Origin of the sequence: Pseudomonas sp. S06B 330, from assembly GCF_002845275.2 — a bacterium.
Lineage (GTDB): Bacteria > Pseudomonadota > Gammaproteobacteria > Pseudomonadales > Pseudomonadaceae > Aquipseudomonas.
Genome location: NZ_CP088149.1, coordinates 3,143,896 through 3,160,585 on the forward strand (window position 1 = coordinate 3,143,896; position 16,690 = coordinate 3,160,585).

Annotated in this window: 17 protein-coding genes; 8 read left to right on the top strand and 9 right to left on the bottom strand. The window is 52.2% G+C overall.

The features are described from left to right. The first annotated feature begins 45 nt into the window (after nucleotides 1–45). The 3 genes from CX511_RS14010 to CX511_RS14020 all read left to right on the top strand — a co-directional run bounded on the left by CX511_RS14010 (nucleotide 46) and on the right by CX511_RS14020 (nucleotide 1,273). A complete protein-coding gene (locus CX511_RS14010) occupies nucleotides 46–564 on the top strand; it encodes a DUF3016 domain-containing protein (protein ID WP_045189273.1) in 519 nt (172 codons plus the stop codon). 57 nt (nucleotides 565–621) lie between these two features. Next, the gene (locus CX511_RS14015) at nucleotides 622–906 is read left to right on the top strand and encodes a hypothetical protein (RefSeq protein ID WP_045189271.1); all 285 of its coding nucleotides are present in this window, start codon (nucleotides 622–624) and stop codon (nucleotides 904–906) included. 112 nt (nucleotides 907–1,018) lie between these two features. Beyond that, the gene (locus CX511_RS14020) at nucleotides 1,019–1,273 is read left to right on the top strand and encodes a PA2433 domain-containing protein (protein WP_045189269.1); all 255 of its coding nucleotides are present in this window, start codon (nucleotides 1,019–1,021) and stop codon (nucleotides 1,271–1,273) included. 176 nt (nucleotides 1,274–1,449) lie between these two features. On the opposite strand, the gene CX511_RS14025 is transcribed toward CX511_RS14020, so the two are convergent. Both CX511_RS14025 and CX511_RS14030 read right to left on the bottom strand, forming a co-directional pair. After that, nucleotides 1,450–1,632: a protein kinase family protein gene (locus CX511_RS14025; protein ID WP_177409667.1), complete on the bottom strand. Its 183-nt coding sequence runs from the start codon at nucleotides 1,630–1,632 to the stop codon at nucleotides 1,450–1,452. A gap of 4 nt (nucleotides 1,633–1,636) precedes the next feature. Further along, nucleotides 1,637–2,092, bottom strand: a complete 456-nt coding sequence (locus tag CX511_RS14030; protein ID WP_143527670.1) for a hypothetical protein — start codon at nucleotides 2,090–2,092, stop codon at nucleotides 1,637–1,639. Between the two features lie 555 nt (nucleotides 2,093–2,647). Between CX511_RS14030 and CX511_RS14035 the strand changes: the two genes are divergently transcribed. Beyond that, nucleotides 2,648–3,280, top strand: coding sequence for a polysaccharide lyase family 7 protein (locus CX511_RS14035; RefSeq protein ID WP_101291849.1), 633 nt, complete (start codon nucleotides 2,648–2,650; stop codon nucleotides 3,278–3,280). 87 nt (nucleotides 3,281–3,367) lie between these two features. Here the strand turns inward: CX511_RS14035 and CX511_RS14040 are convergent, their stop codons facing one another. Both CX511_RS14040 and CX511_RS14045 read right to left on the bottom strand, forming a co-directional pair. Further along, complete coding sequence (locus tag CX511_RS14040) at nucleotides 3,368–3,886, bottom strand: MrpH family fimbial adhesin (RefSeq protein WP_231353296.1); 519 nt, start codon at nucleotides 3,884–3,886, stop codon at nucleotides 3,368–3,370. Between the two features lie 95 nt (nucleotides 3,887–3,981). After that, complete coding sequence (locus CX511_RS14045; RefSeq protein ID WP_156156627.1) at nucleotides 3,982–4,128, bottom strand: hypothetical protein; 147 nt, start codon at nucleotides 4,126–4,128, stop codon at nucleotides 3,982–3,984. A 493-nt stretch (nucleotides 4,129–4,621) separates the two neighbouring features. Between CX511_RS14045 and CX511_RS14050 the strand changes: the two genes are divergently transcribed. Next, a complete protein-coding gene (locus tag CX511_RS14050) occupies nucleotides 4,622–4,951 on the top strand; it encodes a hypothetical protein (protein ID WP_158239996.1) in 330 nt (109 codons plus the stop codon). Nucleotides 4,952–5,460: 509 nt separating this feature from the next. Here the strand turns inward: CX511_RS14050 and CX511_RS14055 are convergent. Beyond that, nucleotides 5,461–6,012, bottom strand: coding sequence for a hypothetical protein (locus CX511_RS14055; RefSeq protein ID WP_101292481.1), 552 nt, complete (start codon nucleotides 6,010–6,012; stop codon nucleotides 5,461–5,463). 475 nt (nucleotides 6,013–6,487) lie between these two features. On the opposite strand from CX511_RS14055, the gene CX511_RS14060 reads away from it, so the two are divergent. The 3 genes from CX511_RS14060 to CX511_RS14070 all read left to right on the top strand — a co-directional run bounded on the left by CX511_RS14060 (nucleotide 6,488) and on the right by CX511_RS14070 (nucleotide 11,335). Further along, nucleotides 6,488–7,114: a response regulator gene (locus CX511_RS14060; protein ID WP_101292483.1), complete on the top strand. Its 627-nt coding sequence runs from the start codon at nucleotides 6,488–6,490 to the stop codon at nucleotides 7,112–7,114. A gap of 10 nt (nucleotides 7,115–7,124) precedes the next feature. Continuing rightward, a complete protein-coding gene (locus tag CX511_RS14065; RefSeq protein WP_231353297.1) occupies nucleotides 7,125–10,334 on the top strand; it encodes an ATP-binding protein in 3,210 nt (1,069 codons plus the stop codon). Nucleotides 10,335–10,540: 206 nt separating this feature from the next. Next, a complete protein-coding gene (locus tag CX511_RS14070) occupies nucleotides 10,541–11,335 on the top strand; it encodes an EAL domain-containing protein (protein WP_177409681.1) in 795 nt (264 codons plus the stop codon). A gap of 250 nt (nucleotides 11,336–11,585) precedes the next feature. On the opposite strand, the gene CX511_RS14075 is transcribed toward CX511_RS14070, so the two are convergent. The 4 genes from CX511_RS14075 to CX511_RS14090 all read right to left on the bottom strand — a co-directional run bounded on the left by CX511_RS14075 (nucleotide 11,586) and on the right by CX511_RS14090 (nucleotide 16,517). Next, nucleotides 11,586–12,566, bottom strand: coding sequence for a fimbrial protein (locus tag CX511_RS14075; protein ID WP_101292487.1), 981 nt, complete (start codon nucleotides 12,564–12,566; stop codon nucleotides 11,586–11,588). A 4-nt stretch (nucleotides 12,567–12,570) separates the two neighbouring features. After that, on the bottom strand, nucleotides 12,571–14,961 hold the full coding sequence (locus tag CX511_RS14080; protein ID WP_101292554.1) for a fimbria/pilus outer membrane usher protein: 2,391 nt from the start codon (nucleotides 14,959–14,961) through the stop codon (nucleotides 12,571–12,573). A 206-nt stretch (nucleotides 14,962–15,167) separates the two neighbouring features. Then, entirely contained in the window at nucleotides 15,168–15,887 is a 720-nt protein-coding gene (locus CX511_RS14085) for a fimbrial biogenesis chaperone (protein ID WP_101292489.1), read from the bottom strand. A 45-nt stretch (nucleotides 15,888–15,932) separates the two neighbouring features. Then, entirely contained in the window at nucleotides 15,933–16,517 is a 585-nt protein-coding gene (locus tag CX511_RS14090; protein WP_101292491.1) for a fimbrial protein, read from the bottom strand. Nucleotides 16,518–16,690 lie beyond the last annotated feature (173 nt).

Here is a 16,690-nt window from a genome sequence, read left to right on the forward strand (position 1 = left end):
GGCGTACAATAACTGTTGTGCTGACCGTGGACCTGGAGGTGAATCATGCGCCCTGCCCTGACCTTTGTCGCCTTGAGCCTCCTGGCGTCGAGCAGCCTGGCTCAAACACCGCCAGGCGCCTCGGTCGAAGTCAATTACGACACACCTGAACACTTTCGCGACGCCAGCCTGGACAGCAACGGCTACGAACGCGGAGCTGACGAGCATGTGATGAAAGAACTGCGCAGCTACCTGCAGACATTGGGCAAACGCTACCTGCCACCGGGCCAGACCTTGCGTATCGACATCCAGGATATTGACCTGGCGGGCCGCTACGAACCCTGGCATGCCCAGGCCTACTCGATCCGGTTTATGCGCGACATCACTTGGCCCAGTATCGACCTGCACTACGTGCTGTCGCAACAAGGTCAGACGCTTAGCCAGGCCGACGCGCGTGTGACGGACAAGTTCTACCTGCAACGTCCAGGCCGAAGCACCAGCAGCGATCGACTGTACGCGGAAAAAGCCATGCTCGATGAATGGTTTCGCAAACAGTTCGCCGTGCAGCACCAGACTTCGTCCTGAACTGTACGGCCCGTTTGGCAGTCACAACCTGTGTGAACTGTGCAGAGGACAATCCCAATGGTCACTCACTACAAAGTCGCCGGCCACCTGGCTTGCGGCCACCATGGCAACAATCTGATCTCGACCCGCGAGCTCAACCGCGTCAAATGCCGCAGTTGTCGCAACACCGATGCCTACAAGGACGCGCGACGTGAGCAGCGTAATGCTGCCCGCCGTGCGGCGCGTAAGGCCAAGGCGCAACACACCGCCAACGACTGGCGCGCCGCCTGGGTTGAACGCCTGACGGCCATGCCTGGGCTGCAACGCCTGCCCCGCGGTTTTCATGGCCAGGCGTTTGTCTGATTGCGCCCACGCCCCACTCAAGGTTTGAGCGTGAACTACCCTCAACACGTTGACGCGAGCGTGCTGTTCTCGTGTCGTCATGGCTGGTTTCATTCCTGTCGGGAGAACCGTTATGAAGTATTTGGCAGCGTTAATCGTCGCATTGACCTTTGGTAGCAGTGTCTTTGCCTCCGACTGCGATGACAAGATCAAGCAGCTGGAAGACATCGCGAAAAGTGATGGTCAGGCCCTAGACGGGGGCAAGGCTGGCGAATTCCGCGATTTGCTGGATAAGGCTAAAGAAGCACAGAAAGCAGGGGACGAAGAATTGTGCAACTCTTCGGCCGAACGTGCGTTGGGCATCTACAAGGTGGGGCGAAGCAAGTAAGCAGGTTGACACGCCCTCTTTCCCAGCCGTGGGAGCTTCCCTCCCACGGTGGATGCGTTTACAGCTGCCTTTCCCAAGATGAATCGCTGAGTTCGTATCGCTTGAACATCAGGGACTTGCGCCGTTGATGACGGTGATTTTATCCATTTCGGTGCTTCAAGGACTTCGTTTAAACCCTAGAACAACTCATCCAACTGCTCAAAAAACTCACGTTTTGCACACTCATCAGGCTCGCCAAGCCCTCGGAGAAAGTCGTTTGCTGCATTGTCCGAAACATCTTCGCGCAGGTTTCGATGAACAAACGCGATGTCCAGCCAGCGATCCGCGATACCGCCCCGCCCCAGATCGATGAAATGCAACTGATCATGGGCGTCGACGAAAACATTGGTGCCACGGAACTACCTTAATCGGGGGGGCATTTACGAGCACACTATCAACATGTAATTCACCGCGGACAAAAACAGTATCCCCTACTGACAGGTCCACCGCATCATCAAAGGATACAGGAACAACACCTAACAGACTGTTTCTAACAACAAAAGAGCCCTCTTCTCTTTTCTCTATACATACCCCACCCAGAACGGAGCTAGGCGAACCAGGAAGAGGCTGTTCAAACAAAATATCCGACCCTTGACACAGCACAGAATACTCCATAGAAAACGAATCATCTTTTATTGTTGCGCCTATCAAATCATTATCAGCGCACGAACCTTCCACATAATTATTAAATATCTTTGTTGTACAATAAATCACCACACCCTCAAGGGCAACTTCCAAATCCCGCTCGTACCCGGAACCACTTGCAGCTATAATCTTCATTGGTTTTCCCAAAAATATTTTGGATTGCTCGGCATCATTTTCTAGTTCCTCAACACACTAACGCAACAACTCATCTTTATGAATAAAAACATACCCGAAATCGCAGAAACAAGCGCCTACTAGTGATCATGCCCTCTGGCTCTATGAAGAAGACGCCAATCGAGGTGTGCCACCTATGAGACGCATTCAGAAGATCACCCAGCAGCGCCGCCGGCAGCTCCATGTTCACTTGCCGCCCAGTGGATTAAAGGACGCCTCATATAGCGATGGGCCAGGTCGAGCGCGACCGGCGCATGTGCTAGAAATCCGCAAAGTTGCAGGAAGAAGACCTGCGCTTGAAGGTTCGACCAGGGACTAAGCAGATCCTGCTGCAGCGCCTTTGCTGACCTCAACGAATTCCAACACGCCGGCGAGGCATCCGAAGGCATGCCCTCTTCCGGACAACACCGGTACGACGCGAAGACGCGCGCACTCTGACCAAAGCACCGTCGGCAAGAGGCGCAACGCCTTCAAGGCTTTACCAGATTAATTTCCAAAAACCACAAAGGAAAGACCATGAATAACTTCGGGAATATCACCGCGCATGGCACGCACTATCTCTACCCAGAGCGGCCACCGCAAGACCTCTTCTGGACCGACCAGAATGGGCACACCAACTACTGGTGCTCAGTCCAAGGCGGTACATCAGGAACCTCTAAGTCCCCACGCACAGAAAGCCGCCAGACGTTTCCTGACTCTGCCGAATCGTTCAACTGGGTACGCGGTAGCGCCAAGCACTCGATGACTGGCCGGGTACGGGTTGAAGCCGCCCCTTCCAAAGGGAAAGTTATCGTCGGTCAAATCCATGGACTTAACGCCCCGAACCCATTCCTGATGGTGATTTGGTGGAACGGTGTTGTACGGATCGATGCACGCGATCGCCCAGGTAGCAAAACCCGAACGCTGCTGAAGAAGGCAATCCCTCTAGGTCAGCCTTTCGATTACAGCGTTCAGGTTGATGACTCCGGCGAGTTGAGTGTTTGTCTCGATACTCTGAGCGCCAGTGCAGCAGTCAGCGAGACATGGGATAAATTCCCGTTCTACTTCAAGGCCGGTTCCTATGTGATCGACAACGAGGGCCTGATAACAGAGGGCGGCTGGGTAGTGTACGAGTCTTTCGATGTGTACAACGGCGCACTGCAAGTCTAAACCCCAGGCAGCGCCGGGCGACGACAGCTTAAGCGTAGTGCCGCCTGACCCTCCCGCACCTCCCGCCATCGCCGTCACTATGTCAGCCTAAGGTGGCGCGATTGTAAGCACGGTAGATCCGGAAAAAGCACCAGGCTCAACGGTTCCGTTGCTGAACAACGTTGATTTAACGACAACTGGGCGGGGCAAATCCTTTTCCATAAAAACCTCAACGCCGCCCTGCGCACTTTTCCCTCCGACTGTGAGTTCTGAGTACAAATTACGATCTGCTCTGAGGTTTACGGCCGAAGATAGTTTTGCGATTACACTGCTGACCCCGGTGCATGTTAACTGAAGTGTGGTTGCTGCCTCATTACCATCAATGGCAGCATCACTTACATTGCCATGGTTAATGTTGGTATTTCCTTTGATCTCGCACTGCATGGCTGGCTTAAGAACTTGAGCGCAAGGTCCGATCGGACTGACCGCCCCGCCGATCCCATTCCACTGATAGCCTTGAGCAAAAGAAATACAAAAATTTCCAGGTATCGCGGTACTACTTGGTACAAAAAGCGAACCATGGAATGGTATCGAGAAACCTGATTTTTTCATTTGCTCCAAGCGCATCAACGGCCCGGCCCGGCGCGCGCCGCAAGCGGCCAGGCTCTCTGGGCAGCCAACCATCAGCGAGTTATCGAAGCGCTTCTGCGAGCGGCCTAGGATTACTGGTCGGTATCGAGCCGTATCGAGTACAGGCAGTTGTTGGCGCCATCCGGAATCACCAACTCCTCGCCGACTCGATAGATTGGCCCAACCAGCTCGCCGCTCGCTGAGTACAGACCGTTATCGATAATTTGAAAGCGCTGCAATCCCAGATCATTAAGCACCGTGCCGTCAGGCTGTATTTGGCCAACCGCGGATGCAACGGGCCAATGACCTGCATAGAGCGTATACCTGTGTGTCTTGAATCCCTCAAACATCACCAATGATCCATGGCCAAAACATCAACTGTAACTGATACGGGGTGCCAAGGCGTTCGGTGCATGAGTTCGTGCGGCCCCATGGACTTGCAGTGGGGCGACATCGATCTGGAGGCGAAGATTGCGAATATCCGCCGCATTATCGTCGATGGCCAACCGGAGGGCCGGAGCAAAAAATGCGTTGATTTCATTGGACTAAACACCCCATCAGCCCCCACTAAAACGCACCTATTGGTATCAAAATTGGTATCAGCGTCACCCCTCCTCCGGCGTTCTGCCGACCAAACACAATTCCCCTCATCCCTGCAACTCGTCACCCTGCGCTAGCCAGAATTGGCCGACGCAATCACTGTATATAAAAACAGCATTGGTAGGTGACACCGTGATCATCGAAGACGACAGCTTTGCGCTGGGCATGCCGACGCCCATGGAGATGCTGGAGCAACATGCTCTCCTGCTCCAGGGGGAGAATGAGCAGCTACAACATGACCTATCCCGGGCACGGAAGAACATCGAGAAGCTGGTTGTGATCAATCAGGGACAGGCTGAGCAGGTCACCAAGCTGAACAGCAGAATCGAGCGGCTGACCAAGGATCTGTCCAAAGCTTATGTAGAGAGCACTGAGCTAAAGAATCGACAGATGCGCGGTTGCTCGCCTACATGGGGCGGGATGCCTCCAGCGTCCGACATAAAAGGACTAATGAAGGGATGAGTAGGCCCGCCGAGCAACCGAAACTGGTACTCCTGAACCGCCTCAAACAGAGACTCAGCCTCAAGCCGCAAGCGTTCTACTTCCTCCGGTGGAGCAAGTAAATCCCGAGCCTCGTGGTAACGACGAAGCGCATCCACTACCTGTCGCATCAGAGGCTCGCCGGACTCGACAACTCCCGCCAGAGTCTTCTTCACGCTGCTGTTCCTTCTATTGGAAAAAGCCTGGTCGCGAAACACCTTTTGTCGCCCTGCGCCGTATTCGATCAAAAATACCAGCAAACGGACGCTTCTGCTGCCCGAAATCCTTAGCCGTTGCATGAATAGAACACTGCAGTGCAGTCGTCGTTCTTGTGCTCAGGATACCTTGAGCTATTCTTGCTTTCGTAGCAAAGGGATCAAGCCATGAACACTCCTGCAAGACTTTTCCAAACCACAGGCGACATGCCCATGCCGACTATACGGGCGCATGTAACCGCTCTTTACGCCGCGGTTTACTTCCTTGGCAGATGATTAGAAATCTGCTAAATGAGACCATATTACCTCGCGCAACTCAGGGAAGCGCAGCGGCATTTGCAGTACACCTTTAATTGGAACTTCATGATTTCTCGCCCACGCCAGTATCGCTTGGCGTTGTTGTGAGTTCACATCTGAGATTGCGATAATGGAGTCGATCGCGCGGTACCGTACAATCTCTTGCAGCGCATGTGTATCTGGACCCGGATCCAAATCATCGTAAATCAAACACTCGAAACATCTGCCCGTCTCTAGCAACCTGACAACCTCACTGACGTTATTGCACAAACTTAGGGTGTAATACCCTAACTTGTTGAGCGTACGGGCGTAACCGAACAGTGAAGTGGGATTTGAACTGAGAATGACAAGATCCCCTTTACTCACGTGCATCGTTTGCTCCTTGTAAATTGGGACAAGCTGAGTAAGCGTCCAACCAGCTCCCCTTACGTAGATCGGGCTGCCATCGATTGATGGCGGCAACAGTTGAATCTGGTTCTCGACCTGATTGTTGTCGATATGTACAGCGCGTAGTGCTCCGGCGCTTGGCATGGCTTACAGCGACACCGGAAACGGTTCCTTCGGGTCCCGGGCATCCCCGAGCGACTTGGACCGTAAACGGCAAGCGCTTCGAGGGCGTAGGGAAATATTGACGATACGGGGGGAATTCGGAAAATACGCCGATCGGACGCTTACGAAACTTATCGCTCCGCAGGGGACCTATCAATCAGATCTGTCTTGCTGCAATTCAGATTTTTCTTGATTTTTTAGCTAGTTACAACTAGGAGCAAGACCAAGAATAATCTTGCCGGCTATCGAGGCTTATCGCGGCGACGAAAGGCACAAAGCCTAGCGCCTGATGGGCAGTCACCCTGCAATAATATCTACCGTGACGACACCTAATACTCGGAAATCAATTAATTCAACAATACTCAGCCACGTCGACTGTGAATTGTGTGGCTATGTCTGAGGTGCATTTCTGACCATTTCGCCTACTCATTCCATTAGCGCCAGAGTGATCCAAAATATGAATGAAAAAGTACTGATCGTCGACGACCACCCCGTAGTGCGACACGGCATGCGCTTAGCGCTCGATTCAATTGGGGTTGAGACAATAGGTGAGACTTCGGATGGTGCTAGCGCGCTTCAAATGATCCAATCCCTGCAGCCGGATATCGTGATTCTTGACATTGGTCTCGAGAAAGTCGATGGAATGACAGTATTGAAGCGGATCGTAAGGGAAAAGCTTGACACGCGAGTGCTGGTTTACACCTCGCAGACAAAAGAAACATTTGCCAGCCGTTGCTTTCAAGCCGGTGCCAGCGGCTTTGTCAGTAAGAACGAGCCCATGACCCAGCTGCTCAAGGCGATCGAAACCATTGCTGACGGCTATGTGTTTTTCCCCCGGGGCGCGATGCCGTTTTTTTCGGGTGCCGCTGTCACGGGTGAATCAGGTAACTTGGAGCATCTGACAGACCGGGAGATACAAGTTCTTAAACTGTTGGCGGAGGGGTTCTCCAACCGTGACATCGCACAGAAACTCAATTTAAGCACCAAGACAGTCAGTGGTCATAAGGTCAACATTCTTATGAAGCTCAACGTCACCTCCGTGGTCGAATTAGCTAGCATCGCCAATCAGCACAACCTCATCTGAGGCTGCCTCTGTGAAGAAAGTATTTCCCCTAATTGCCCTCCCCCTTTTTTTGCTGATGTTCGGCTACTGCCTACAGGCGGTAGCCAATATCGGTGATCTATTGCCCAATGCAAGACAACAACTCGACAGCGTGAAAATCAAACTCAGCGAGCAAGAGCGGGCCTGGCTTGTACAAAAGCAAACGCTGATCGTCGGGGTTACTAATGATTCCTTGCCCCCCTACCGGATATTTACAGAACATCAGGTTTTCGAAGGGCTTACGGCGGATTATTTGGGGGCATTGCAGCGTGAGCTAGACATTTCAATAAAGGTGCGGCCGTTCGACTCTACGGAGGCAGCCTTCACAGCGCTGCACCAAGGGCAGATAGATGTGGTCGCCAACGCAACAACTCAGGATGCTGAAGACGCCGATGTGCGCCTGACGCCCCCTTATGTACTGACAGAATTGGCCCTATTCGCTGAGAGTGGCGACCTCCACGAATACATTCCCTTTGATTCTAATTTACGTATCGCAGTGGCCAACAGCACTGTACTCGAGCTGTACAAAAACAACGGAGGCCTGGGCTCCTTCACCGTATATCCCACACCTTTAGCGGCAATGGCGTCGGTGTTGACCGGTGAGACAGACGTTTACCTTGGCGACATTTTTTCCACCTACTACCTTTCCAACCAGCTGTTCAGCAACCAGCTGGAGGTGAGCCAGCGCGTGCGACAACCAGAGGTTGGGGTTTCCTTCGCCGTTGCAGCGAATAATACCTTGATCACAGACCTGTTCGTGCGTGGCTTAGCTGGCATCACCCGCTGCCAAATGGCTGACGCCCAATATTTCTGGGGCGACATCCAGGGATGTGAAGTAAATGGCTTCCGCCAGCGCCTAACTGAGGCCGAGCGTACATGGCTGGACAACACTCCTATAGTGAGAGTCGCTATCAGTGAGGATTTAGCCCCGTACGCTTTTTTCAACAGTCGTGACCATCTGAACGGGATTGCCTCGGACCTACTGGATGTCATTCGCCTCAAGTCTGATATTCATTTCAAAATCATTCGCGTCAGCTCGCTGAGCGAGGTGGATGCATTGTTAACCAAGGGTGAGGCAGACCTTGGCATTCTGACAGAGACAAACCACGAACCATTACCGTACCTGCGCACTAGAGACTTGGCCACTGCTCCCTACCTCTATGTCATGCGTAGTGGCGAACAAGCCCTTCTCGATGAAAAAAGCACCGCAACAGTCGCTGTTGCTGAGGGCTACTTGCCGCCATCGATCCTTGCCCGCCAATATCCTCATGTGAGAATCGAGGAAACAGGCACCATGGGTGAGGCCTTCAAGCTTGTTCGTGAGGGTCGTGTGGATTTTGTTCTGGCACCAGCGAACGTTGCGCGCTATTACCTTTCATACAAATACGAAAATAGTCTAACAATTGGAGGAATCGTCAATGTTCCAAATGCGGATGTAGTGTTCGCCACTCATGGAAATAAACCTCAGCTAATTTCGATCTTCGACAAGATCATGGCAGAGATCCCTCCTCGAGAGTTCTTGCAGATCATTGGACGCTGGCGTGCGAACTCTGCCACCGATGAAAAGTACTGGGAGGGTGTCACCGCCGACATCTGGCGGTCCTTCGAGGCATTGGGCGCCCTGCTGTTAGTTGCGGGGCTATTGATCGTGGTTCAGCGCCGCCGCATTCTGCGCAAGCGACATCATTTGAAGCAGCGGCAACTCTTGCTGGATGAGTTGCAGCTGACCAAAGAAGCCGCTGAGAAAGCCAGTCGCAGCAAATCCGTATTTCTAGCCACCATGAGCCATGAAATCCGTACCCCACTCAATGCGATCATCGGCATGTTGGAACTGGTACTTACCCGCAAGGGCAAAGCCGAACTCAACACGCAATCCCTACACATCGCCTATGAGTCAGCTACCGGCCTGTTGGACCTTATTGGCGATATTTTGGACATATCGCGTATCGAGTCCGAAAAATTGTCCCTGAAACCGGAGTCGGCGCAGATCAAAAGCCTGTTGGAGTCTACGACCAATGTATTCTCCGGCCTCGCACGACAGAAGCAGTTGCATGTAAAGCTGGACATTGCCCCCTTGGCTGCCGAACGGGTTTGGGTCGACGGGTTGAAGGTCAAACAGATCCTGTCCAATCTATTGGGCAACGCAATCAAATTCACCGAACACGGTGGCATCGAGACTCGCTGCCAAGTAATTCCGACTAGCGAATCTCGCCTGCAATTCATCATCAGTGTCAGCGATACAGGCGCCGGCATACCGCCCACTCAAATTGACCAAGTGTTCAAACCATTTTTCGTCAAGCACGATGCGGTCCGCGACCCTAATGCTGGTGCAGGTCTGGGCCTAGCAATATGCAAGGCACTCAGCGATTTAATGGGTGGCCGCCTGGAGGTAGAAAGCGAACTGGGGTTAGGTACACGGATAACGTTCTGTTTCGAGGTTGAACGCGTCAGCTCTGATAGTCCAGTGGTCGAGGAAAACTCCGGTGCGCCTGCCAAACCTGATAACGATGACGCCCTTACCGTATTGATCGTCGAAGACCACCTGCCGAGCCAGTATCTGCTCTACCAACAAATATCCTATCTGGGTCATCGCGTGCTGACTGCCAGCAATGGCTTGGAGGGCTTGGCAATATGGCAAGGCCACGAAGTCGACGTTGTGATCACCGACTGCAACATGCCTGATCTTAGCGGCCAGGAGATGACCAAAAGCATGCGCCGCCTGGAGCAATCCCTCGGTGTTCGTCCATGCTTGATTATTGGGCTGACCGCTGATGCCCAGCACGAAGTGCTTGACCGCTCTCTAGCCTCAGGCATGGATTATTCGCTCACCAAGCCAATCACGCTTGCTGTCCTCAATCGCTGGATTCCAAAACGCGATACGAACACGCCGCAATTCGAAAGTACATCGTCTTCTATGAACGACATCCACGCAGACATGTCGGAGCACGTGGTGTCGAGCAACACTAGCGAATACGAGTCTCTGCAGCAGGCCTTGAAAACGGAGGACCTGGCGAAACTAAAAGATATCGCGCACAAGCTGAAGGGGACCGCGTACTTCCTCAATCAAACGAAACTGCTGGAGCAATGCGTCGAAGTCGAAGACATATGCACCGAAAGCACTATGTCAACTGAGGTGGTCGAAGCAGTGACCGCCCTTATGCAATCATTGGAGGAAATAAATAAGTCACTACGACCGATCTGACTTGCTTACTTCCCAAGAAATAACTTACTGAAACTCAAGAAAAAACCAGCGCGCACCGCAGACTCTTCTTTTATACAACCAAAGCGGCCTCCCATAAGCTTTGAGGGTGCTCAAAGCTAAGGCCTTTTATGATGCCCACCCCTCCTTCGTATTCCCATCTGCTAAAACAGCGACTTTCACTGCAGGAACCAGACCTCGTTAATGCCTTGAAAGCTCAAGCCCTACACCCCAGCGTTTACGAAGTGCAGCTGGGGCTTGGGCGGAGAGAGTTTCGTGCTTATCTGCAGCCTAAATTCGATCTACGTACGGGGAAGGTTGATGCAGCAGAAGTCCTAGCACGATGGCATCATCCGTTGCGCGGTGTACTTCGCCCGGCACACTTTATCCCCCTGATGAAGTATGCGGAGTCGCTCGACGAGTTATTAATGGAACTTCTGGAACAGGGGCTGGCGTACCAGCTAAAACTTCACGACCAGGGAAGGCTTATCAACCTTGCGTTCAATCTATCCCTGAGCCAGTTAACCTGCGGTAGTCTGGTCGATCGTTTACGAGGAAAGTTACTCAAGCATCCTTTACCGCTTCGCACATTGACCTTCGAAATTACCGAGGATGGTCCTGCAGCAGTTTCAAATTCTCTAATCGAGCAGCTCAATCGTCTGGCTAGACTGGGTGTTCGCTTATCGGCAGATGATTTTGGGACGGGGCATTCGTCAATGCTGCGTCTATGTCAAATTCCTTTCAGTGAAATTAAAATGGCGCGAGAGTTCATACGCCGCATTGACGAATCCGTCAGCTGTCGTGCAGTTATCCGTAATACCTTGGCACTGTCAGAGGAACTGGGTATGCAAACGGTGATGGAGGGCATTGAAACCGATCTACAGCGCACTCGCTTAATCCAAATGGGGGCTCAAATCGGTCAAGGTTTTTTATGCGCCAAGCCATTATCAACTGATGAATTTGAAAATTGGTTAAATAGAACTTATCAGCTTAAGAAAAAGTAAATAACGCAATAAAAAATACGCCAACCCTCTACCTTTAAATTACATCAACGAGGCACCGCCTCACTTACGCTTATGCATGCAAATCTTGGCGTTGCTCTGCCACACGCGATTCAATTGGCGCGAACACCCACGACATTGGGTGACCGAATAATCGATTAATTACCCCCCAAAGAACATATATGACTTGCGACCTGGAGCAGAAATAGCAACTACTCCAGTCGACACCAAACCATTACATTCGACAACTGCTTTAGTTGTACTCAAGAATATAGTTCAATGTGGCATTAGCCATACCCGGCTCGAACGCTTGAGAATCTTTCTTGACATACTCAGCAACGACAGGCAAGCGATAGATCTCTCCTGTGGGTTCACTTCTCACCCAGGTCATTCCCAACGCACCGCCGAGAGAGAAAGGTAACTTTATGCCCTGGTCACTTAACAACGAAAGTTCCACCCCTTTAGCCCCACCTGGCTCCAAACTCAACCGCCCGGGGCCTTCCGAGCTGCCATCAAAATATACCTTTACAGGAACTTTAGTACCGGCTGCCATTCCTGAGCACAGAACGTCAAGATTGAAGGACTTCTGTTTTGACCCCAAATTGGAAATTGGAACACGCCCCATGGGAATGTTAATTTTTTCTACACCCGTACAGCCTGAAAAATACGCTTGACTGTAAATTCTGGTACTTCCGAAGAATTTAACCTCTAATGCATTCCAGCCATTCAAAATTTGCTGAACTTTGAAGTTCATAAGTGCTTGACCCGTTGCAATGTCCCGGGATATCCGGACATAATCAATCCTTACTTTATTTAACGCATCAACGACCCCACCCGCTCCCTCATAACTTTTTTGAAATGGGATTGCGCGAGACCCATTTAAGTCTATAAGTCTAAACCCAACACCCGCTACTCCCGTATGAAATACATCAGTGAAACCTTCCACCAATGATCCTTGCTCCATTAACATGGATATATATCGCATCCCCGGATTACAGACAAAACCTCTAGAGCCATTGAGATTAATTATGATCGGTTGCGACGAAGCCATTACCGATCCAACAGGAGCTTTACGCAGCTCTATAGAGCTCGGGAGAGACGCCTCGACAAAAAATTTATTATTCCCACTACCCTGCTGAAGATACCAAGTGCACTCTTCCACGGTCGCCGCTTGAACCGTGCTTAAGCTCAAAGCAGCACTCAAAACCCACAAACATAACACTATATATTTCATCTGATTACTCCGCAGCCAATTGAATATCGCAGGCAGCTTTCACTTGATCATATAACAACAGAGAGTCACGCTCTGGCAATTTGTAACTTACATTACAACTATTACCAGACCAACTTAAAGTTAGCCGCCCGTGTTCCTTGATGCCAAATACTAATGCGCGCGATTGGTTATCCACTACCGCTAACAACAGATTGTCTTCATCAAATAATTGCGCACCAAATGGCAATTTTTTTCCGTTAGCTTGCAGGAGATCAAATTGCACGCGTCGGCCGGTGGAGGCTTCAAAGCGGGCTTTGACAATCGAGCCTCGACGGGGAACAACCCTCTGAGAGGTTTCAGTGACGTCAACGTCGCTACCGAGGGTTTGGGTGTCGATATTTACCCAGTTGTAGCGATACGGCTGCACGTAACCTTCGATGGTGTAACCCGCGCCATCGGTTCGAGCCGTCGAACCTTCGACCGCCGCACCTTTGACCCCAGGCACCTCGATCAATGCAAAGGTCTCACCCACTGGTTGACCGAAGGTTACGCCGCCACTGTGGGCTACCACCGAGCCGGACGCGGTCATGTCCAGATGCCGCGAGGGTCCTGACTTCGAATAGTTTGCCGCGACCTTGGCCGACGGCGCATCCCAGCCCAGGCCAACGCTGCCGGAGCGCTCGCTGTCGTACAGCCCGGCCTGAGCCGAGTACGACCAAGTGTTGGCATCGTTGAGGTAACCCGCGACACCGCTCTGCACACTCTCCTGACCTTTACTGGCAGTAGCGAGGTTGGCATAGAGGCGCTGCGAGCGAACACGCGGGCCGAACGGCACACTTACCGAGAACGCCAACTGATTATCCGAGTCGCGCGACGGGCCAGCATTTTGCGTGTGAGAGGTCGACACGCTGTAGCTCACCTCACCGATAGTGGCGCTGTAGCCAACCTGCAAACGCCGCGTACTGCCGGCAAGATCCCAATAGTCGGTCTCGCCGGCGCTGATAAAGAGCGAGCCGTAGCCACCAATCGTCTGATTGATACTCAAGTCCAGACGATTCTTCTGTCGGCCGCGACTTCCGTAGAAATCGGCCTGATCCGACTCGTCGATGTGTTCGCTCAGCGTGCGATATCCCGAAGTAGAATAGCGATAACCGGCCATGGTGAACGTGGTGTTGGTTTTACTCAGGGTCTTGGAGTACAGAAAACGCACACTCTGGCCCGTGGTCTGCTTGCCGCTATCCGGCCGTGAACGGCTGTTGGTGACATCCACGGACATCCCACCTAACGATGAGTTGATGCCAACACCTACGTTGAGCGCCGTATAACCTTCGCTACCGAGCACACCACCGTAACTCGTAAGGTTGTCGGTCGCGCCATACACTGCTGTGGCTTGAAGCATGTTGGGCGATACGGATCGTTCATTGTCGTATTCACCCACTGACAAGCTGTACTGGAAGTTTCCCCGGCGGGTCATCACCGGCAGGTAGGAATAAGCCTGGCTGTATTTACGCTCGCGTCCATCAGACTCGATGATCGTGATTTCCAGGTCACCATTGGAACCGCCTGGATAGATATCGCGGATCTCGAAGGCCCCCGGCGACACCGAGGTGGAATAGATCACATAGCCGTTCTGGCGTACTTCGACGATGGCATTGGTTTCGGCAATGCCACGTACGACCGGCGCATAACCGGCTTCATCATCGGGCATCATGCCGATGTCCGAGCCAAGCTGAAAACCGCGAAAACGCGTGCTGTCGAAAATCTCACCATTGCTGTACAGCTGGCCAACGCCAAAACGCCCCTTGAGGCTGGTAACATCGTGCTCCAGGTAGGTTCGGTTGCTCGAAAAAGTCCGTGAAGTCCCGGTGCCCTGACTGAGCGACGATTCGTTACGCAGGCGCCACTGACCGATGTTCAGACCGTTGCGTAAGCCCAGGTAGCCGTATTCGCTGCGAAAGCCGTCACCGGTGTTACGGTTGAAGTTCAACTGATAGCTGCTGAACAGCGCAGTGATGCCGTCATCCCACAATGACGGGTCGACATAGCCTCGGGCCCGGCGCTTGATGTAAACCTGTGGAACGCTGATGTGCAACGACAACTTGGCCACGTCGAGTTCGAGGGTTGCGCCGTCAATACGCAGTAAAGTGACAGGGTCGCTGTCAGTGCTGTCGGCCGAGACGATGCCTTCTTGTATCAAACGCTGCACGTCGATGCCGAGGTCGCGCAGCAGTCCAAGAGTCAGGAGCGGTTGCGCATCAGCGTTCTCGGCTTCCTCGTCAACCACGAAAGTAACTTCCTGACGTCGATCCAATTGTTGGTTAACGTACAGATCAACGCTATAGGTACCGGGAACGATGCCGTTCGACTGCTCGAAATAACGCAAATCGACCTCGGCATCCTTATTCTTGAGAAACATCGGGTTAAATTGGGCAGCGACCACTGTTGTGGAGCTCAGAAAACTGAGGGCGGCTACGCATGAAAGGTGCCTACTGGTGCTCAGACTGGAATTCTTTTTTTGTTTAGAGGGCGACAAGAAAGCTTTCAAATTAGTACCCTTATGCGCAGGGCACTCCCTAAGCCGGAGTCCCTTCGCTAGAGTTGGAAAAATGGATAATTTGCGTATTACCGCTGAATAACCGACTGATATTTGACCAGAGCACCAAAGTCATTGACAGACTCCCATCGAACTTCGGTAGATTCCCGAACATTTTTAGGGGGATTTTTTATCTTCATTTTTGCCGAACTTTTAGGGCCGACCATTTCCGCCTCAGCCAGATACTCCCTGCCGCCGATAATAACTTTCGCCACGCCCAGGGAAACGTTGAATGCGGAGGAATTATTGGCCAACAACATCGTTTCGCCGGAATTACTTACAAGCTTCCAGCTGAGATTTTTTGCTGCTTCATCCGGCGTGCCTGGAAGTTTCGCCGGTCGATAAAACAACTTTAGGCGCTGACGGAACGCCACTTGCAGGTTGTTATCCGTCCCAGTCAATTGCGGTATTTCCTGAACGCTTAACCAAAACACCGACTCGCGATCCTCGGGCAATCCTTTACCTTGGTAAAAGATTCGCAACGCTTGCTGTTTTTTGTGGCTAAGACGTGCAAGAGACGGGGTGATGGCGAATGGTACGTCGCTTTCAGCCTGGTTGGATGCAGCTTCAATCCAGGACTGGATCATGATGTCCTCAGCGCCCTCATTGCGCACTTGGATAGTGGCTTCGCGGTCAGTCGCCGGATAGATCACCCGCGTGCCGCCGACCTGGACACCTGCTATTGAAAAACTTGAAGGCGCTGCCAGCGCCATAAACAGACACCAGCGCAATACTAAAGTGGATTTCATTGGTGATCTCACAGAAAGCGGGGCGTTGCACCCCGCAATAACGAATTACTCGTAGGACAGGGTGAACGGCAGGGTGCCGTTGGCAGTGCCCACGGCCAGTTCGGCGCCGTTGGGAACATAAGCGGCACGCATGCTCAGGGAGGCGTTGTACTTGGCAGTCTCACCTTCGCCGGTCGATACCAGTGCTGCGGAGTAGGCTTCGTTGGCGGATAAGTTGATAAGTTGGTTATTGCTGTCGTACATACCGATGCCAACACCTTTAGCGGTGCCGGAAGTCTTCAGCAGACTGTTGTTCTTTTCGTCAATACCCGAGCCGGCCATCGGATCGAAGCCAAATTTCACGGTGGTAAGACCGGCTGCGGTGTTGCCACAGTCCAGGTTCAGGTTGATGGATTTACCGGCAGCAATGCCCCCGCCCGCTGCACCACCGAGCGAGTCCAGACTGACTTTTCCCATGTTTACATCAATGGTCTGAGCACCAGCGCTACCACCCGTGGTGGTGCCGGCGCCAGCCGATGCAACACAGGATGCGGCAATGATTTCACCAGTGAAGTTGATGGTGCCATCAGCAGCTAGGGCGTTATTAGCCAGAGTAAAAACTACCGAAGCAGTCAAGAGTAACTTAGACATATTCATTGAAAAACAACCCTCTCAAAAGTGCCCTTGCATGTATATTTTTAGCGCAACAAAAGCGCCGATATAGAATAATTTTCGACAAACAATGGCACCATAGGAACGCTCTTGAATGCATCCGAGAAAAATCTTGAACCCTCGTCAACACTAACTTCAGCACATAGCCTCAC